The sequence below is a fragment of the Streptomyces tibetensis genome (assembly GCF_040647715.1).
Classification (GTDB): domain Bacteria; phylum Actinomycetota; class Actinomycetes; order Streptomycetales; family Streptomycetaceae; genus Streptomyces; species Streptomyces tibetensis_A.
The window spans coordinates 281,154-298,297 of sequence record NZ_JBEZCR010000002.1 but is presented as its reverse complement, the minus strand read 5'-3'; the positions used below and the strand labels follow the sequence as shown (position 1 = coordinate 298,297).

At 71.8% G+C, this 17,144-nt stretch carries 13 protein-coding genes; 4 read left to right on the top strand and 9 right to left on the bottom strand.

The window, feature by feature from the left end:
- Positions 1-5 precede the first annotated feature (5 nt).
- Genes AB0B29_RS05890 through AB0B29_RS05875 form a run of 4 tightly spaced genes read right to left on the bottom strand, consistent with a single transcriptional unit; the run spans position 6 to position 4,125 of the window.
- Positions 6-1,190 carry an acyl-CoA dehydrogenase family protein gene (locus AB0B29_RS05890; protein ID WP_362234526.1) on the bottom strand — a complete coding sequence of 395 codons (1,185 nt, stop codon included), beginning with the start codon at positions 1,188-1,190 and terminating at the stop codon, positions 6-8.
- Complete coding sequence (locus tag AB0B29_RS05885) at positions 1,190-2,305, bottom strand: acyl-CoA dehydrogenase family protein (RefSeq protein ID WP_362234523.1); 1,116 nt, start codon at positions 2,303-2,305, stop codon at positions 1,190-1,192. Before AB0B29_RS05885 ends, AB0B29_RS05890 begins: the two co-directional genes overlap by 1 nt.
- 18 nt (positions 2,306-2,323) lie before the next feature.
- Positions 2,324-2,599, bottom strand: a complete 276-nt coding sequence (locus AB0B29_RS05880) for a phosphopantetheine-binding protein (protein WP_362234520.1) — start codon at positions 2,597-2,599, stop codon at positions 2,324-2,326.
- Positions 2,599-4,125, bottom strand: a complete 1,527-nt coding sequence (locus AB0B29_RS05875) for an amino acid adenylation domain-containing protein (RefSeq protein WP_362234517.1) — start codon at positions 4,123-4,125, stop codon at positions 2,599-2,601. The genes AB0B29_RS05880 and AB0B29_RS05875 overlap by 1 nt, the downstream gene beginning before the upstream one ends.
- Positions 4,126-4,464: 339 nt before the next feature.
- On the opposite strand from AB0B29_RS05875, the gene AB0B29_RS05870 reads away from it, so the two are divergent.
- From AB0B29_RS05870 to AB0B29_RS05855, 4 genes are read left to right on the top strand one after another with little or no spacing between them, the layout of a single operon-like run.
- The gene (locus AB0B29_RS05870) at positions 4,465-5,868 is read left to right on the top strand and encodes a cation:proton antiporter domain-containing protein (protein ID WP_362234514.1); all 1,404 of its coding nucleotides are present in this window, start codon (positions 4,465-4,467) and stop codon (positions 5,866-5,868) included.
- The gene (locus AB0B29_RS05865) at positions 5,865-7,295 is read left to right on the top strand and encodes an NAD(P)/FAD-dependent oxidoreductase (protein WP_362234512.1); all 1,431 of its coding nucleotides are present in this window, start codon (positions 5,865-5,867) and stop codon (positions 7,293-7,295) included. The genes AB0B29_RS05870 and AB0B29_RS05865 overlap by 4 nt, the downstream gene beginning before the upstream one ends.
- Positions 7,292-8,938 (top strand): NAD(P)/FAD-dependent oxidoreductase, encoded by a 1,647-nt coding sequence (locus AB0B29_RS05860; protein ID WP_362234509.1) that lies wholly within the window; start codon positions 7,292-7,294, stop codon positions 8,936-8,938. Before AB0B29_RS05865 ends, AB0B29_RS05860 begins: the two co-directional genes overlap by 4 nt.
- 18 nt (positions 8,939-8,956) lie before the next feature.
- Positions 8,957-9,454, top strand: a complete 498-nt coding sequence (locus AB0B29_RS05855; RefSeq protein ID WP_362234506.1) for a flavin reductase family protein — start codon at positions 8,957-8,959, stop codon at positions 9,452-9,454.
- A gap of 102 nt (positions 9,455-9,556) precedes the next feature.
- On the opposite strand, the gene AB0B29_RS05850 is transcribed toward AB0B29_RS05855, so the two are convergent.
- Genes AB0B29_RS05850 through AB0B29_RS05830 form a run of 5 tightly spaced genes read right to left on the bottom strand, consistent with a single transcriptional unit; the run spans position 9,557 to position 17,144 of the window.
- The gene (locus AB0B29_RS05850) at positions 9,557-10,867 is read right to left on the bottom strand and encodes a PLP-dependent aminotransferase family protein (RefSeq protein WP_362234503.1); all 1,311 of its coding nucleotides are present in this window, start codon (positions 10,865-10,867) and stop codon (positions 9,557-9,559) included.
- Positions 10,864-11,931 carry a 4-hydroxyphenylpyruvate dioxygenase gene (gene hppD, locus AB0B29_RS05845; RefSeq protein ID WP_362234500.1) on the bottom strand — a complete coding sequence of 356 codons (1,068 nt, stop codon included), beginning with the start codon at positions 11,929-11,931 and terminating at the stop codon, positions 10,864-10,866. The genes AB0B29_RS05850 and hppD overlap by 4 nt, the downstream gene beginning before the upstream one ends.
- A 20-nt stretch (positions 11,932-11,951) precedes the next feature.
- Positions 11,952-12,965 carry a methyltransferase gene (locus AB0B29_RS05840; RefSeq protein WP_362234497.1) on the bottom strand — a complete coding sequence of 338 codons (1,014 nt, stop codon included), beginning with the start codon at positions 12,963-12,965 and terminating at the stop codon, positions 11,952-11,954.
- Complete coding sequence (locus AB0B29_RS05835) at positions 12,958-13,176, bottom strand: MbtH family protein (protein ID WP_362234495.1); 219 nt, start codon at positions 13,174-13,176, stop codon at positions 12,958-12,960. The genes AB0B29_RS05840 and AB0B29_RS05835 overlap by 8 nt, the downstream gene beginning before the upstream one ends.
- Positions 13,173-17,144, bottom strand: a complete 3,972-nt coding sequence (locus tag AB0B29_RS05830; RefSeq protein ID WP_362234492.1) for an amino acid adenylation domain-containing protein — start codon at positions 17,142-17,144, stop codon at positions 13,173-13,175. The genes AB0B29_RS05835 and AB0B29_RS05830 overlap by 4 nt, the downstream gene beginning before the upstream one ends.

Here is a 17,144-nt window from a genome sequence, read left to right as displayed (position 1 = left end):
CTCCCCTACCAGTCGAAGGCGCGGGCGTCGGCCAGGTTGACGCCGAGCGCGGTCTTGCCGATGTATTCGAGGCACTCGTCGGGCTTGGCGGGCATCACCGAGCAGAACGGTGCCTCGCGCAGATACCGGTGCAGCGGCCGGCGCCGGTCGAGTGCTGCGGTGCCTGCCAGTTGTGAGGCGCTCGCCGTCAGGTCCGCGAGCAGCTCCCCCACGGCGTACTTCGCCGCGTGCACACCGGCGTTGGCTCGCGGTGTCCCGCGGGCCGCGTCGACCTCGTCGCAGGCCGTGTGGGTGAGGGCGCGGGCGGCGGTGAGCCGGGTCGAGAGCCTGCCGAGCTCCCGGACCGCCATGGGGGAGGCGGCGCGGGCCGGACTGCTGCGCACCCCCTCCGTCAGCTCGCGCAGGATAGCCCCGGCGAGCCCCAGATAGGCGCCGGTGTAGCCGGACACCATCCAGTGCGGCTCACGGACCAGCTTGAACAGGGACATGCCCTCGACGCCGAGGAAGAGCCGCTCGCGCCCGACCCGGACGTGGTCCAGCGTCATGTCGGCGGTGTGGGTGCCGGCCAGGGCCTGGCCCGGCCAGGGGCTGCCGAAGGAGACGCCTTCGTCCTCGGCGGCCACGACGAAGTGCGACACCTCGTTCTCGGCGTCCTCGTCGGCGTCCCGTGCCGCGACGACGTAGTAGTCGGCCACGCCTGCGAGGGACACGAAGGACTTGCGCCCGTCGAGCACGTAGCCGTCGTCCGAGCGCCGGTAGGTGGTGCGGACCCCGCGCAGCTTGGCGCCGGTGCCCGCCTCGGAGGTGGCCGAGGCGAACATCCGGTCGTGGTCGGTGATCTCCCGGAACACCCAGTCGGCGAAGGACCGGCCGGCCGTGCCGAGCCGTCCTCCGGCGGCCTCGCAGAGCGCTCCGACCGACACGTTGTGCATGTTCAGGGCTAGCGCGGTGGCCGTGTCCCGGGCACCGAGAATCTCCAGGATCCGGGTGTACTGGGCGAAGGACAGCCCGTCACCGCCCGCGTCCGCGGGCACGAGCAGGCGCAGCAGACCGGCGTCCTTGAGCAGCTTCAGGCTCGCGGTACCGTCCGACGCTCCGCTGTCCACGTCGGCCGCCAGCGGGGCCAGGGCCTCGGCCAGCGCGGCGGCCCTGTCGAGGAGTTCGGCGGGGACCGAAGGTCCGGGAGCCATCAGTGGTTCCCCACCGGGAGGCCGAGACCGCGGGCCACGGAGACGCGCAGCAGGTCGTTGGGGCCGGCGTACACCGAGCCGGCCAGAGCGCTGGCCAGGTCCGCGAAACCGTCCCGGTCCCGGATGAACGCCCTCACCCCGGCCAGCATGCCGGCGGTCTCGGCGAGGTGCAGATGGTCCTCGGTGACCGAGATCTTGACCATGGCCGCGTCGTTCGACAGGTGCCGGACGGCCGTGCCCTCGTCGAGCCGGCGGGCCATCCCGTAGATCAGTTCACGGGACCGGTGCACGCGTATCGCCATGTCGGCCACCCGGCCCGCGACCTGGTGGCTGGCCCCCATCGGGCGATCGAACTGGCGGCGATGGGTGGCCCAGTGGCTGGTCTCCTCCAGCAGCCGGCGCATGGGGCCGAGCGCGTACGACAGCAGCAGCGCCCGTTCGCAGGTGGTCGTGGCGGCCATCACCGTGAGTCCGGCGCCCTCGCGCAGCACGAGCCGGCCGGCCGGGACGATCACGTCGTCGAAGGCGAGCGAGCCCATCGGGACGCCGGGCAACGCGCTCTTGTCCTCGCGTGCGCCCCGGGTGACGCCGGGAGAGTCGAGGTCCACAAGGAACGCGGACAGGGCGAACGGGGAGCGCCCTTCGCCGGTCCGGGCGAAGACGAGTCCACGGTCGGCGACAGGGGCCGCGGTGATGAAGGACTTCCTGCCCGACAGGCGGTAGGAGCCGTCGGGCAGCCGGGTCGCGGTGGTGGTGCCGGACAGCGGATCACTGCCGCCGCCTTCTTCCGTCGAGGCGTGGCACAGCAGCAGTTCGCCGGTGGCGGCGCCGTCGAGGAGCTCCAGCTGAGTGGACGACAGCAGCATGCGCAGGGGCATCTGGATGCCGAACAACTGGGAAGCCGCGCCGTAGCACAGGCCCGGGTCGATACCGCCGAGGCCGAGTCCCTCGAACCTGGCCACGGCCTCGGTGACCCAGCCGTCGCCGCCCTCGTGCAGCACTCCGAGCCCGGCGAGGTCACGCCAGTGGGCGCGGAAGTCGTCCGGTCCCGTGAACGGCGGCAGGGTGGCGGCCAGTTCACGGAACTTGCCGACGACCACATCCTGTTCGTACATCTGCTCTCCCCTGGTGTTTCAGGCGGTCTGCGTGCGCAGCGACGAGACGAGGTCCCACAGGTGGGCGGGTGTGCGGAAGTTCGCCGCGACGATCTCGTCCTCCGGGATGCTGATCCTGCAGCGCTGCTCGATCTCCACCACGAGGGTGAGGACGCTCATCGAGTCCAGCAGGCCGGTGTCGAGCAGCCGCAGATCGCTGGTGACCTCGAAACCGTCCTCTCGGGCGGCCGCCGGGGAGAGCGGGGACGCGGCGTACTCCTGGATCAGGGTGCACAGGTCGTCGACGGATTGCATCAGGCTCCTTCGGTGCTGGCGAGCTCGGCAAGCTCGCGTCGGTCGACCTTTCCGTGCCCGCTCACCGGCAGGCGGTCGGTCAGGACAATGCGGTCGGGCAGCATCCGGCGCGGCAGCACACCGGCCAGTGCGGTCAGCACCTGGCGTTCGCTCGCGGCGCCGACCACGTACGCCCAGATCTCGCCCTCGTGCCGTCCCCGTTTGGCGACGACGGCACAGGCCTCGGCGGTGACGGCTTCGCGCAGGGCGCTCTCGACGTCCCGCAGGTCGATACGGTGGCCACGGCGTTTGACCTGGTCGTCGGCGCGGCCAAGCAGCAGCAGCCGGCCCTCGTCGTCGGTCTCGGCCAGGTCGCCCGTGGGGTAGGCACGGCGGGTGGCGCCGTCGTCGAAACGGACCTCGCGGGTGGGATCGCGCAGTTCACCGTCCACGAGGTAGCCGCGCAGTATGGTCGGTCCGGCCACGTGCAGTTCGCCGCGCCGGGCGGGGCGGCCGTCCGGGTCCAGGACCACGGCGTGCGTTCCGTCGATGGCCCGGCCGATCGGCACGGTGGCCCCGACCGTGGTGCCGGGCGGGAAGTGCTCGGCCGTGCACACGTTGGTCTCGGTGGGGCCGTACAGGTTGTGGCAGGAAGCGCCGGGGAACTCGGCCAGGTACCAGGCGAGCAGGTCCGGCGGCAGCGGCTCGCCGGCGAAGACGAACCGCCGCAGCCGAGGTGCGGTCCGCCCGGTGAGCAGTCCCGTCCTGCGCAGCAGCCGGTACAGCGTGGGAACCGCGTACAGGACGGAGATCTCGTGCTCGCGCAGCCAGCCGGCGACCTCGGCCGGGAACGCGGAGAGCCGCTCGGGCATGAGGTGCACTGCTGCGCCGGCCAGTGCTGAGGAGTACAGGTCGAAGGTGCTGAGGTCGAAGGTGAGCGCGGCCTGGGCTCCGACCCGGTCGTCAGGCCGCAGCCCCAGGGTGCGCGCGGCCCACTCGGCGAAGTGCAGGACGTTCTCGTGCGACAGCAGTACGCCCTTGGGCGTGCCGGTGCTCCCGGACGTGGAGAAGATGTAGCCACCGTCGAGTGCCAGGTCACCGGCGGGGTCGGAAGCGACCCGCAGCAGGGCCGGGCCGCCCAGGTCGACGCCGGGAGCGGTGCTGCCCGGCAGGCCGACGGCCTCGGCGACCCTGGCGGGGGTCATGGTGGCCAGGAAGTGCAGTCCGCTGCCGCGGACGGTGCGGGCCAGCCGGGCGGGCGGGTCCGCGGGGTCCAGCGGAGCGGCGACGGCGCCGGCGCGCAGCACGGCATAGAGCGTGACGACCGCGGTGATCCCGCGCGGTGCGTGCACCCCGACCCGGGAACCCGGACCGACCCCGTGCCGGGTCAACTCGAGTGCGAGTGCGGTGACTCGTTCGTCCAGCTGCCGATAAGTGAGGGACTCGCTCTCCGCTGCCAGTGCGACGCGGTCACCGAAGTGCCGGGCAGCGTCGGCCAGTACCTGATCCAGCCGGCGCGTGGGCGCGTTCGACTGTGGCGGGTTCACCGTGGGACTCCTCGACGTCTACGACCCGTGTCGGCGACCGGCTCCGCGGCGCGGGCCGGGCACGGGCTCCCCGATTCGGGCTCTCACCACCGGATTTCAGGGCTCACCACCGGATGTCGACGCTCACCTTAGGGTTCTGTGCCGCCGTCTCAGAACCCCAGCGCCCCCCTATATCGGCGGCCGGGCGGGCTAGGGATGCGCGGGGGCGACGTAGGGGGGCACCGGGATCAGGGGTTCTCGGCGCGATGGGCCGTGGCTATAGATGGAGGTCCCGACTGCGCCGGCCCGCGCATCCCGAAGGTCGGGCGAGTGTCCCTTCGGACGAGGACCTTTCCTTTGGTGACGAACAGCAACAGAGTGCGTTATCTGCTCGGCTATCTCCTGCTCGTCGTGCTGCCGACCGCCGCAGCGGTCGCATTGCTGGTAGGTCTCGCCGAACCCCGACAAGCAGAGGCCGCGGCCACCGTCTCGGCCCCCTCCCGGCTGCTGCCGGCGCTGGTGGTCATTCTCGTGGTGGTACGGCTGGTCGGCGCCGCCCTCAGACGGTTGGGCCAGCCCGCGGTGGTCGGTGAGATCGTCGCCGGCATCACCCTCGGTCCGTCGGTACTCGGCCTCTTCCTGCCGGACGTGCAGCAGGCACTGTTCCCCGCCTCGATCCTGCCCTCGCTGGACACGCTCGCCCAGCTGGGCGTCGTCCTGTTCATGTTCCTCGTCGGCATGGAGCTGCCCCTGGACCTGCTGCGCCGCAGCGGTCCGGCGGCTGCGGCGCTCGCGCAGGCCAGCACGGTGTTGCCGTTCCTGTGCGGTGCGCTGCTGGCGGTGTCGCTGCTCGACGTGTACCGGCCCGCGGGTGCCTCCCGGTTGGCGCTGGTCATGTTCGTGGGCGTCGCCTTCGCGATCACCGCGTTTCCCGTGCTGGCCCGGATCCTCAGTGAGCAGCGGCTGACCCACACACCGCTCGGCACCCTCGGTCTGGCCACCGCCGGGATCGGCGACGTCATCGCCTGGTGTCTGTTGGCCGCCGTGACCGCGGTGGCGGGAAGCGCCTCGCCCGCCCCCGCCGTGCTGTCGTGCGCGCTGGTGCTGGTCTACTCGGCCTTCATGTTCCTGGTGGTACGGCCGGCGTTCACCCGGTTCGCGCCGCGCTTGGCGGGGGCGGGGCAGCCGCTGGTGGCGGCCGCCGTGCTGACCACCACGCTGGCTTCGGCCTGGCTCACCGACAGCATCGGCGCGCACGCCATCTTCGGGGCGTTCATCGCGGGCGTGGTGATGCCCCGCAACTCGGCGGCGGTTCAGCGGATCGCGGACCGGGTGGAGGGTCTGACCAACTGGGTGATGCTGCCCGTCTTCTTCGCCGTGGTCGGGCTGAAGCTCGACCTGCCCGCCGTGGGCGGCCCCCACGACTGGGGGGTCCTCGCGCTGATCGTGCTCGTGGCCTCTGCCGCCAAGTTCGGCACGGTGGCGCTGTTCGCCTGCTTGCTGGGCCGTCGCCGGCGGGACGCGACCGCTCTCGGCCTGATGATGAACTGCCGCGGCGTCACCGAGCTGATCGTGCTCCAGCTCGGGCTCACGCTCGGTGTCCTGTCCCAGCAGCTGTTCGCGATGCTCACCTGCATGGCGCTGGCGACCACGGCCATGACCGGCCCCCTTCTGCGCAGGCTGCGGCTGGACCGCGGCCTTCCCCCAACCACCCGCACCGTCACGGAGGCTCCGTTGTTGACCAGCCACGAGAGGACGACATGAGCGTCACATCCGACCACGACGTACTCGTCCTCGGCTCCGGCCCAGGCGCCTCGGTACTGGCCGCTGTGCTGGCCCGAGCCGGCTCGGACGTCCTCGTCGTCGGCGAGGACACCCACCCGCGCCACCGGCCGGGTGAAACGTCCACACCGTTGCTGTCCTGGCTGCTGCGCCTGATCTCCGCCCGTTACGACATCCCGGAACTCACCCACCTGGCCGAATACGGCACAGCACGCGAGCACGTCAGCCGACGGGTCGGCGTCGAACGCTCGATCGGCTTCGCCCAGGACGGGCACGAGCGCCGGGTGGCACTGCCGCGCGCTGCGACCGGCGCGCTGCTGTACCGGCAGGACGTCGACGCCCATCTCTTCCACACCGCCGCGCTGCGCGGCGCCCGGGTGCGTCAACAGGTCAAGGTCGTCAAGGCCGAGGTGGCCGCGGACCGGGTGCTGGTGACGACCGCACGCGGCGAGACGTTCTCGGCGCGCTTCCTGGTGGACGCGAGCGGCCGCGACTCGGCCGCCCTGGCCGCGCTGGGCGCCGAGGTACGCGAGCTGCCGGCGGGGAACGGGCCGCGGACCCGGGCGGTCCACACCCATTTGATCGAGACGGGCCTGCCCGCCTCGGAGGGCACCACGCACCACCTCTTCGACGGTGGCTGGCTGACGCTGACCCCCTTCACCGGGGGTGGGGTGAATCCGGTCACCGGGATGCGCTTCACGGTGGACGCCGACCGGTTCGAACGGGACGAGGAACCCGAGCGGGAGTTCCACACCCTGCTGGAGCGGGTGCCGGAGGTGCGTCCGGGCCGGATCGCGCCGGTCCAGCCTTGGCGCTCCACCGGGACGCAGCAGTACGCCCGTGAGCAGCGCGCCGGTGACCGCTGGTTCGCGCTCGGGGCGAGTGCCGGTTTCACCGACCCCTTCCTCGCCGGTGAGCTCGTCCACGAGCTGCAGATGGTGAACGCGCTGGCGTGGCGGCTGATCGACGCCCTCGCCGAGGACGACCTGCGTGGCGAACGCTTCGCCGAGGTGGTGGCGCTCGACGAACGCCTGCGCTCGGCACACGGTGCCCTGGTCGCCGACTTCCTGCGTACGTCCGCCGACCCGGCGCGGCTGGAGGCGTTCGTCGAGCGCTGGGAACTGGCGAGCTTCTACGCGACGCTGCGGCTGCGGGACGCGGTCGTCTCGCTGCCCGGCTCCGACGGCCCGGCCCGGGCGTACGAGGGCCTCGTACCCGACGAAGACCTGGAGACGCTGCGACGGGTGACTCCGCCGGCGTTCCGGTCGGGTGTGACCGCGTTGCGCGAACCGGGCCGAGGTCTCACCGCCGTGGGCCGGCTGCGCGCGGCGGCCCGGACCAGTCCCTCCCCCGACATCCGGCGGCTGCTGCTGGCCGCCACCCCCGACCTAGTGCGAGGCCGCCTGTGAACACCACGACCGACCACGACGTCATCGTGCTGGGAGCCGGGATCGCCGGCTCCATGCTGGGTGCGATCCTCGCCCGCCACGGCGCGTCGGTCCTGCTCGTGGACGCCGGCTCACATCCGAAGTTCGCGGTCGGCGAGTCGACGATCCCCGAGACGCTGGTCACGCTCCGAATGATCGCCGAGCGCTACGACGTCCCCGAGATCGCCACCCTGACGAACACCAAGTTCCTCATGGAGGAGATCAACACCTCGTTCGGGGTGAAGGACCACTTCGGCTTCCTGCTCCACCGCGAGGGCGAGGAGCCCGACTGGCGTGAGGCCGTCCAGCTGAGCACACCGGGCGGTGTGTACAAGACCAGTCACCTGTTCCGGCAGGACACCGACACCCACCTGTTCCACGCCGCGGTCCGCCACGGCTGTGTGCCGAAACTCGACTACCCGGTCTCGGACGTGGAGATCGAGGACGACTCGGTCGCTGTGGTGGGCTCCGACGGGCGCCGGATCACGGCCCGCTACCTGGTGGACGCGAGCGGCTTCCGCTCCCCGCTCGCCGCGAAGCTGGGGCTGCGCGAGGAGCCGTCCCGGCTCAAGCACCACTCCCGGTCGCTGTTCAGCCACATGATCAACGTGCGGGCGGACGAGGTGCTGGGCCACACCGGCGACCAGTGCCCGCCGACGCGCTGGTACGACGGCACGATGCACCACACCTTCGAGCGCGGTTGGTTCTGGGTCATCCCGTTCGACAACAACCCCGCGTCCCGCAATCCGCTGGTCAGCGTGGGGGTCACCCTGGACGAGCGCATGTACCCGAAGAACCGGGATCTCACGCCCGAGCAGGAGTTCTTCGAGCTGGCCTCGCGGTTCCCGGCGGTGAAGCGGCAGTTCGAGAACGCCGTCTCGGTGCGGGAGTGGGTGTCCACCGAGCGGCTGCAGTACTCCGCCACCCGGTCGGTGGGAGCCCGGTGGTGTCTGATGTCGCACGCGGCGGGTTTCATCGACCCGCTGTTCTCGCGGGGCATCTCCAACACCGCGAACGTGGTGAACGTGCTCGCGCACCGGCTGCTGGGGGCGCTGCGGGAGGACGACTTCACCCTGGAGCGGTTCGCATACGTGGAGCGGGTGGAGCAGGGGCTGCTCGACTACAACGACGCCCTGGTCAACGCCTCATTCATCTCCTTCGACCACTATCCGCTGTGGAGCGCGGTGTTCCGGGTGTGGACGCTCGGCACCGTGTTCAGCTCCAACCGGCTGCAGGCCGCCATGATGCGGTTCCGGCGCACCGGTGATCCGGAGCACCTGCGGGCGCTGGAGGACAACGAGTATCCCGGCCTGTGGTGGCCCGACGCACGCTATCGCGAGCTGCTGGACGCGGTCGTGGAACAGACCTCGCGCTACGAGCGGGGGGAGGTGAGCGGCGACGAGGCGGCCCGGCACCTGTTCGGCCGGCTCGCCTCGGCCGACTTCGTTCCCAAGCCGTTCGGCTTCGCCGACATCGAGCACCGCTTCCTGCGGCCCACCCCGAGGCGGATGGTCTCGATGCTGAAGTGGGCTGTCACCGAGGCGCCGGACGACGTGCGCGACCTGTACCTGGGCCCGGTGAAGGAGTCGCTGAAGGGCCTGGTCGCCGGGCGGCGGCCGGCGTAGGGGCGGACGATGACCACCGTGGACAGGCATTCGGGGCATGTGGACGCCGCTGACTACCGCACGCTGATGGGCGGGTTCCCGACCGGTGTCGTCGTGGTCACCACGACCGGCACCGAGGGGACGCCGTACGGCGTGACCTGCTCCTCGCTGTCGAGCGTGACCGTGCAACCGCCGACGCTGCAGGTCTGTCTGACCTCCACCAGCAGGGTGCTGGCGGCTGTCCTGGGGAGCGGCCGGTTCGCCGTGAACCTGCTGCACGCACGGGCCCGGGAGGCGGCGTCGGTGTTCGCTTCGCCCATCGACCGGTTCGCGGCGGTGCCCTGGCGACCGACCCCCCGGCTCGGCCTGCCGTGGCTGCACCGGGACGCGTTCGCCGTCGCGGAATGCGAGTTGGCCCGCACGCTGGAGATCGGCGACCACACCATGCTGCTCGGCGAGGTGGCGGCCGTCGATCACGCCGACGACGTGCCGCTCCTCTACGGCAGGCGGCAGTACTCGGCCTGGCCCGGGGACTGAGGCGGTCGGGAAGACGAAGGGTGGGGTGCCGGCGAAGGGATTTCGCCGGCACCCCACCCTTCGTTCTCGTGTGGCTCGCGGCCCTGCGCGGAAACGTCCGGCTCAGCGGCGGGACGCGACGAACGCCGCCAGGCGGTCCAGGGCCTGGTCGATCTCGGCCGGTGAGACGGCGCTGCATGACAGGCGCAGCCGCCGGTCGGCGTCGGGATGGTCGTAGAAGTGCCGCATCGGCACCCACAGCACGCCGTGCTTCCGGGCGGAGTGTTCGAGCGCCGCGTCGTCCGCGGTGAAGGGCACGTCCACCACGACGAAGTAGCCGCCGCTCGGGGTGTTCCAGCGCACGCCGCTGTCCGCGGGGAAGCGCGCCGACAGGCCGTCGAGCAGATGGTGGAGGTTGCGCTGGTACACCGCGCGTTCCGTGGCGTTGGCGGTGACCAGGCTGCACCCGTGGGTCACCAGGTGTCCCCCGACCACGGCCTGCGCGACGGGGGAGGTGTTCACCGTGACCATGCCCTTGATCTTGGCGAGTTCGTCGGCGAACAGGCCGAGGCTCCCGTCGGTGCCTTCGACCGGGGTGTCGGCCACGACGTAGCCGACGCGTGCGCCGGGCAGACACGTCTTGGCGAACGAACCGAAGTAGACCACCCGGCGGCCGGTGTCCAGCGCCTTCAAAGTCGGTAGGTGTTCCCCACCGTGGAACAGCCCGTACGGGTTGTCCTCCAGGAGCATCAGGTCGAGCGCGGCCGCCGTGTCCAGCAGGGCGTGACGGGTGGTGAGGTCCATGCTCAGCCCGGAGGGGTTGGCGAAATCCGGCATGACGTAGCAGGCGCGCGGACGCCGCCCCTCGGAGCGCAGCCCGGCCACCAGACGGGCGAGGGCGTCGAGGTCGACGCCGCCCGTGCCGCCGGGTACCGGCACCACGGGCAGGTCGACCAGGGCCGCCGCCCCGGTCAGGCCCACATAGGTCGGGGCGACGGCGAGCAGCACGTCCCGCGCGTCCGCGCGCAACGCCCGCAGGGTGAGCACCATGGCCTCCTGGCAGCCGACGGTGACCACCACGGACTCCGGGTCCACGTCGATCGTCTCGTCGACGTGGAGCATCCGGGCGATCAGGTCGTGGATGACGCCCTTGGTGCGGCCGTACTGAAACAGGGTCCTGCGCACCTGCTCGGGGGTGAACCCGCGGTCGGCGGCGAGGTGGTGACGGTAGGCGGCGAGGTACCTCTCCGGTGTCCGCGCGTCGAAGAGGTCCTCGTGCGGCCGGCCGGCGGCCAGCGAGATGGCGTCCGGATAGCGGTGCGACACCTCGTTGAGGAAGTTCATGGACTCCAGCACCGGCTCCGCCAGCGCCGGGTGCAGTTCCCCCACCCGCAGCAGGGCCGAGCGGGCCGGTGCGGCCGCGGTTTCGCTCATCGGTGCTGTCCGGCGAGCGAGGCCTCCTCCACGGCCTCGTACAGCGCCTTGATGTTGCCGCTGCCGAAGTTGCGGGCGCCGAACCGCTCGATGACCTCGTAGAACAGCGTGCCGCGCGGATGCGTGGAGCGGGTGAAGATCTGGTACAGCTGACCGTCGTGGTCTTCGTCGACCAGGATGTCGAGGTCCCGGAGTTCGGCGACCGGGTGCCGGGCCGGTGTGAGCCGCTGGGTGAGCCGGTCGTAGTAGGTGTCCGGGGTGTCCAAGAAGTCGACACCGCGCTCGCCGAGCACGGCGACGGAGCGGACGATGTTGCGGGTGGAGAACGCCACGTGCTGGACGCCGGCACCGCCGTTGTCCCGCAGGAAGCGGTCTATCTGCCCGGGGTCGGCTTCGGTGTCCGGCTCGATCAGCGTGAGGGTGACGTCGCCCGACGGGCTCTGCACCACCTTGGAGTCCATCGCCTGGGCTCCCACCGCGATCCGCTCCGCGAAGGTCATCCGGAAGCCGAGGGTGCGCTCGTAGCGCTCGACGGTGGCGGCGAGGTCGCCGGCGTCCAGGCAGACGGCGAAGTGGTCGATCCGCTCCAGGCAGGTGGACGAAGCCGGCAGCGGTGTGAGCGCGCCGAACCCGGGCAGCCACATCCCGTCGACACCGGCCGGCGGCTGCACCAAGGTGTGCACCACGTCGCCGAAGGCCCCGACGGCCGCGAGCGTCGCCCCCTCCTCGGTGGCCGGGGGCCGCACCGAACGGGCGCCGGCCGCCACCGCCGCCGTGTGCGTGCCGGCCGCGTCGGAGGTGCGCAGGCCGATGTCCGCCACCCCGAATCCGTGCCGCTCGGTGAACTCCCGGGTCTGCGGTCCCTCGGTGACCAGGACGGCGATGTCGCACACCCCCAGGGCCACCGAGCGGCCGCCGCCGGGCAGCGCCCTGGTGCCCCACACCCCGAAGCCGTACCGGTCTGTCAGTTCGGACACTGCCTCGTCGGCGTCGGCGGTGTAGAACTCCAGGTGATTGAGCATGACGCCGGGGGCGTGCTCCGTCCCCTCGGTCGATGACAGCATCAGATTCCTTTCTTGGGGCGTTACTTCGCTTCCAGCACGGAAAAGAGGGAGTCCGGCACGGCGCGCACCGCGGACAAGGTGAAGTCCGCCTCGGCCAGCAGCGCCTCGAACTCCTGCACCGTGCGCTCCCGGCCGCCGGTGAGCACCATCATTCCGATGTCGCTCCACTTGCTCGGGTGCCACGAGCCGTCGTCGGGCACCAGCATGTCGACGATCATCAACCGGCCGCCCGGTTCGAGCGCGGCGCGCGAGGAACGCAGGATCGACACGCACTGCTCGTCCGTCCAGTCGTGCAGCACGCTGCACAACAGATGGGTGTCGGCGCCCTCGGGGACACCCTCGAAGAAGTCGCCGGCCGCAAGTTCGCGGTTCGGCCCCTCGAAGGTGCCCTTGGCACGAACCGCCGCCACGACCGCGGGCCGGTCGAACAGCACACCCCGCAGCCGGGGTTCCTGCCGCAGGATCGCCTCGAGCTGGTAACCGTCCCCGCCGCCGAGGTCCATCACCGTGCTGCACTCGCTCCAGTCGGTGTCGGTGGCGAACCGTGGGTACAGCCGCGCTGCCCGTTCCCGCATGCGTTGCAGGAACGCCTGGTCGGAGGCGCCGTCGGCGTCCTTGTGGGCGAAGAAGCCGCCGTGCCGGTCGTCGAAGACGGACCTGCCGGTACGCAAGGTGTCGATGCCGTGCAGCCAGGCCAGCTGGCTCTCCACGTTCAGCAGCGATGTACGGACGCTGCCCTCTACGCCTGCGCGCAGACGGTTGCCGGCCGGGGTGAGCCGGAAGGCGCGGGCGTCCTCCTCGATGAGCACACCGACCGAGGCCAGGGCGAGCAGCAGCCGGTGGAGTGCTCCCGGGTGGGCGCCGACGGCCTCGGCGATCGCCTCGGCGTCGCGCGGGCCGTCGGCGAGGACGTCCGCGACGCCGAGTTGGGCGGCGATGCGCAGGACGTGCGGGAGGATCGCCACGCAGCTGTCGTCGATCAGTCCGAGGTAGTCGTCGAGCAGCAGGGCGGGCTGCGGCGCCGTCTCAGGCACTCGTGTCCTCCATCGCGCGGACCAGGCTGCGCGGACGCAGGTCGGTCCAGTGGGCGTCTATGTAGTCGAGGCACGCCTGACGCGAGTCCTTGTCGTGTGCCACGGTCCAGCCGGCGGGCACGTCGGCGAAGGACGGCCACAGCGAGTGCTGGCCCTCCTCGTTGACCAGCACGAGGTAGCTGGCGTCATTGTCCTCGAACGGGTTGGTCATCGGTCTGTTCCCTTTCCTGTCAGGTCCTTCGCGAGTTCATCGCGGGTTCCGCGCGGGTTCCGCGCGGGTTCGGGGGTGGTATGTGCGCGCGCCCGGCGGGCGAGGTCGCGGAGCCGGTCGGAGACGCAGCGGCCGATCGCGGCCAGCGCCTCGGGGTCGGTCAGCATCAGGCCGTGGTCGACGTCGACCTGGTGGCGGAGGATGGCGCCGGTGACGTACGGCTGCCAGTCCCCGGCCGTCGGCCAGTCCGCACCGCGCCCGCCGGTGGCGGTGACGAACAGCAGGTCGCCGTCGAAGACCTCCGGGGAGAACTCCTGCTGTGCCCGGAAGTTGCGGGAGAACACCTCGACCGCCGAGGCCAGTTGGTGCTCGTCGAGGGTGGCCAGCGCGCTGCCGCCTTGTTCCAGCACGGCGCGGGCGGCGGGCACCGTCAGCGGCTCGGTACGGTTCCAGGTGTGCCCGGCGTAGTGGAGCAGGCCGGTGAGGACGGCGTGCGTGTCCGGGGTGTAGTCACGTGCCCCGTCGAACCGGGGGTAGGCGTCGAGGACCGCCAGCAGGGCGACCTGCTCGCCCCGGGACTGCAACCGGGTGGCGATCCGGTGGGCGAGCACGCCGCCGAAGGACCAGCCCAGCAGGTGGACCGGGCCGTGCGGCTGGACCCGGCGGATGTGCTCGACGTAGTCGTCCGCGATGTCCTCCAGGGTGGCCGCGGCCACGGGCGCACCGTCCAGTCCGCGGGACTGCAGGGCGTACACCGGGTGTTCCCGACCGAGGTGGCGTAGCAGCCCGCTGTAACACCATCCGAGCCCGGCGGCCGGGTGCACACAGAACAACGGTGCCCGCCGGCCCGTCGGCCGCAGCGGCAGCATGACGTCCAGCCCGTCGCCCGGTGCCTCGCCGAGGCGTTCGGCGAAGGCGGCGACGCTGGGTGCGGTGAACAGTGTGCGAATGCCGGTCTCGACGCCCAGTACCTCCCGCACCCGTCCGATCAGCCGGGCCGCGAGCAGCGAGTGGCCGCCCAGCTCGAAGAAGTCGTCGTGCACGCCGATCCGGTCCAGGCCGAGGACGTCGGCGAAGAGCCCGCACAGCACCTCCTCGCGGGGCGAGCGCGGGGCGCCGGCCGGGTCGGTGCGAGGCGGTGCGGGGGCAGGCAGCGCACTCCGGTCGAGCTTTCCATTGGGGGTGAGCGGGAACCGGTCGAGCACAACGACGGCCGACGGGACCATGGCGTCGGGCAGGTGGACGGCGGCGTGCTTGCGCAAAGCCTGCGGATCGGCTTCCTCACCCGTCGCGGGCAGGACGTACCCGACGAGCCGGTCCTCGTGGAGCACGACCTCGGCGTGGCGTACGGCGGAGTGGCGTTCCAGTGCTGCGGCCACCTCGCCCGGCTCGATCCGCTGTCCGCGCAGTTTCACCTGGTCGTCGACGCGGCCGGCGTACTCCAGCGCCCCGTCGCGGCGCAGCCGGGCCAGGTCGCCCGTTCGGTACAGGCGTGCGCCGGGCGGGCCGTAGGGGTCGGCGACGAACCGCTCGGCCGTGCGGCCGGGCTGGGCGAGGTAGCCGCGGGCCAGTTGGCGGCCGCCCAGGTAGAGCTCGCCGGTGACGCCGGTGGGCACCGGCCGCAGCGCGCTGTCGAGGACGTAGGCGCGGGTGTTCCACACCGGCCGGCCGATGGGCACCGTGCCGCCGCCGTCGCACCGCCAGGCGGTGACATCGACGGACGCTTCGGTGGGCCCGTACAGATTGTGCAGTTCGGCGTCCAGGGTGGCCAGGCCGCGGGCGGCGAGCTCGGCGGGCAGTGCCTCACCGCTGCAGATCACCCGGGTCAGGCTCGTGCAGGCGGCCGCGGCGGGCTCGTCCAGGAAGGTCCGCAGCATCGACGGCACGAAGTGCACGGTGGTGACTTGTTCGTCGGCGATCAGTGCTGCGAGGTAGGCCGGGTCGCGGTGACCGTCGGGCCGGGCCACCACCAGCGTGGCGCCTTGGAGCAGCGGCCAGAGGAACTCCCAGACGGAGACGTCGAAGCCGGCCGGGGTCTTCTGCAGCACCCGGTCCTCGGAGGTCAGACGGTACTCGGCCTGCATCCAGCTGAGCCGGTTGACGATGCCCTCGTGGGGGACGATGACGCCCTTGGGCCGGCCCGTCGACCCTGAGGTGTACAGCACGTATGCCGGGTGTCCCGGGAGCAGCCCGCGGTCGCCGAGGTTCTCGGCGGCGCGCGGATCCCGCAGGCTGGGCATGTCACCGTGCAGGACGATCGAGGGGATGGGGCCGGGCGGATCCATGGTGCCCTCGACGGTGACGACGACGTCCGGGGCGGCCTCCTCGATCATGAGCCGCAGCCGCTCCCGCGGCTGGCCCGGGTCCAGCGGCAGGTAGGCGCCGCCTGCCTTGAGCACCGCGAGGACGGCGACGACGAGTTCGACGGAGCGGGGCAGGGCGAGCCCCACCAGCCGTTCCGGGCCGACGCCGTGCGCCACGAGGAGGCGGGCCAGCCGGTTGGCGCGGGCGTTGAGTTCGCCGTAGGTGACGTGCTCGCCCTCGAAGACCACTGCCGTGCGGTCGGCGGAGCGTGCCGCCTGTTCCTCGAAGAGTTGCGGCAGGCACAGGTTCGGGACGGGGTGAGAGGTGTCGTTCCAGTCGTGTACGAGGCGCCGCTCCTCGGCGGGGTCGAGCAGCCGCACGGAGGAGACCGGCGCGTCCGGGGTGGTGGCGAACCGGGTGAGCACCTGCCCGAGCCGGGCCACCAGGTCGCGGGCGGTCTCCGGCGAGAAGAGGTCGGCCCGGTGGGCGATGCGCAGCCGCAATCGTTCCCCGGGCACGACCACCAGGGTCAGCGGGTAGTGCGTGGCGTCCTCGACGCGCATCGATGTCGCCAGCATGCCGTCGGCACCGGCCTTCAGGGCCGCGTGGTCGACGGGGTAACTCTCGAAGACGACCAGTGTGTCGAACAGCCGGTCGAGGCCGGCCCAGCGGGTCACCTCGGCGAGCGAGCGGTGCTGGTGGCCGGTGAGCGCAGCCTGCTCCCGCTGCACACGGGCCAGCAGGGCCGACAGCGGCTCTGCGGGACTGAACCTGACACGGACCGGGAGGGCGTTGATGAACAGCCCGACCATCCGGTCCACCTCGGGGACCTCGGGCGGCCGGCCGGAGACGATCGCGCCGAAGACCACGTCGTCCTGACCGGTGGCATGCCGCAGCACGGTGCCCCACGCGCACTGCACGACGGTGTTGAGCGTCGTGCCGTTGCGCCGGGCGAGCGCCACGAGGTCGGAGGTGACATCGGTCGGCAGCAGGCATTCGGCGACCTCGGGGAGCGCCGCGGCGCGGGCCGGGTCGGGCGGTGCCATGAACGTGCCGGTGGTGAGGCCGTCCAGCGCCCGCCGCCAGGCCTGTTCGGCGGCCGCCGCGTCCCGGCCGGCCAGCCAGGCCAGGTAGTCGCGGTAGGGCGGCGCGGGCGGCAGCCGGTGGCCGGCGTAGAGGGTGAACAGCTCGCGCACCACAGTGGCCAGCGACCAGCCGTCCAGCAAGATGTGGTGGTGTGTCAGGACGAAGCGGTGTTCCTGCTCGCCTGTACGCACCAGTGTGCAGCGCAGCAGGGGCCCCTTGGCCGGGTCGAACGGGCCCACCCGGTCCGCCGCGAGCAATCGGGCGAACTCGTCCTCGCCGGTTCCGCGCAGGTCCGTCTCGGTCCACGGCACGGTGACCGCGTACGGCACCACCTGCGCGGGTACGCCGGACTTGCCGAAGCGGAAGGAGCCGCGCAGGTTCGGGTGCCGGCGCAGCAGGGCCTCGACCGCGTCACGCAGCCGCCCGGCGTCGACTCCGCTGCTCAGCGTGAGCGACAGCTGGACGTTGTACACCTCTGTCCCGGCCGGGTCGAACAGGGCGTGGAAGAGCAGCCCCTCCTGCAGCGGGGTGAGCGGGAGGACGTCCTCGATACGTGATCCGGTACCTGGTCCACGCAC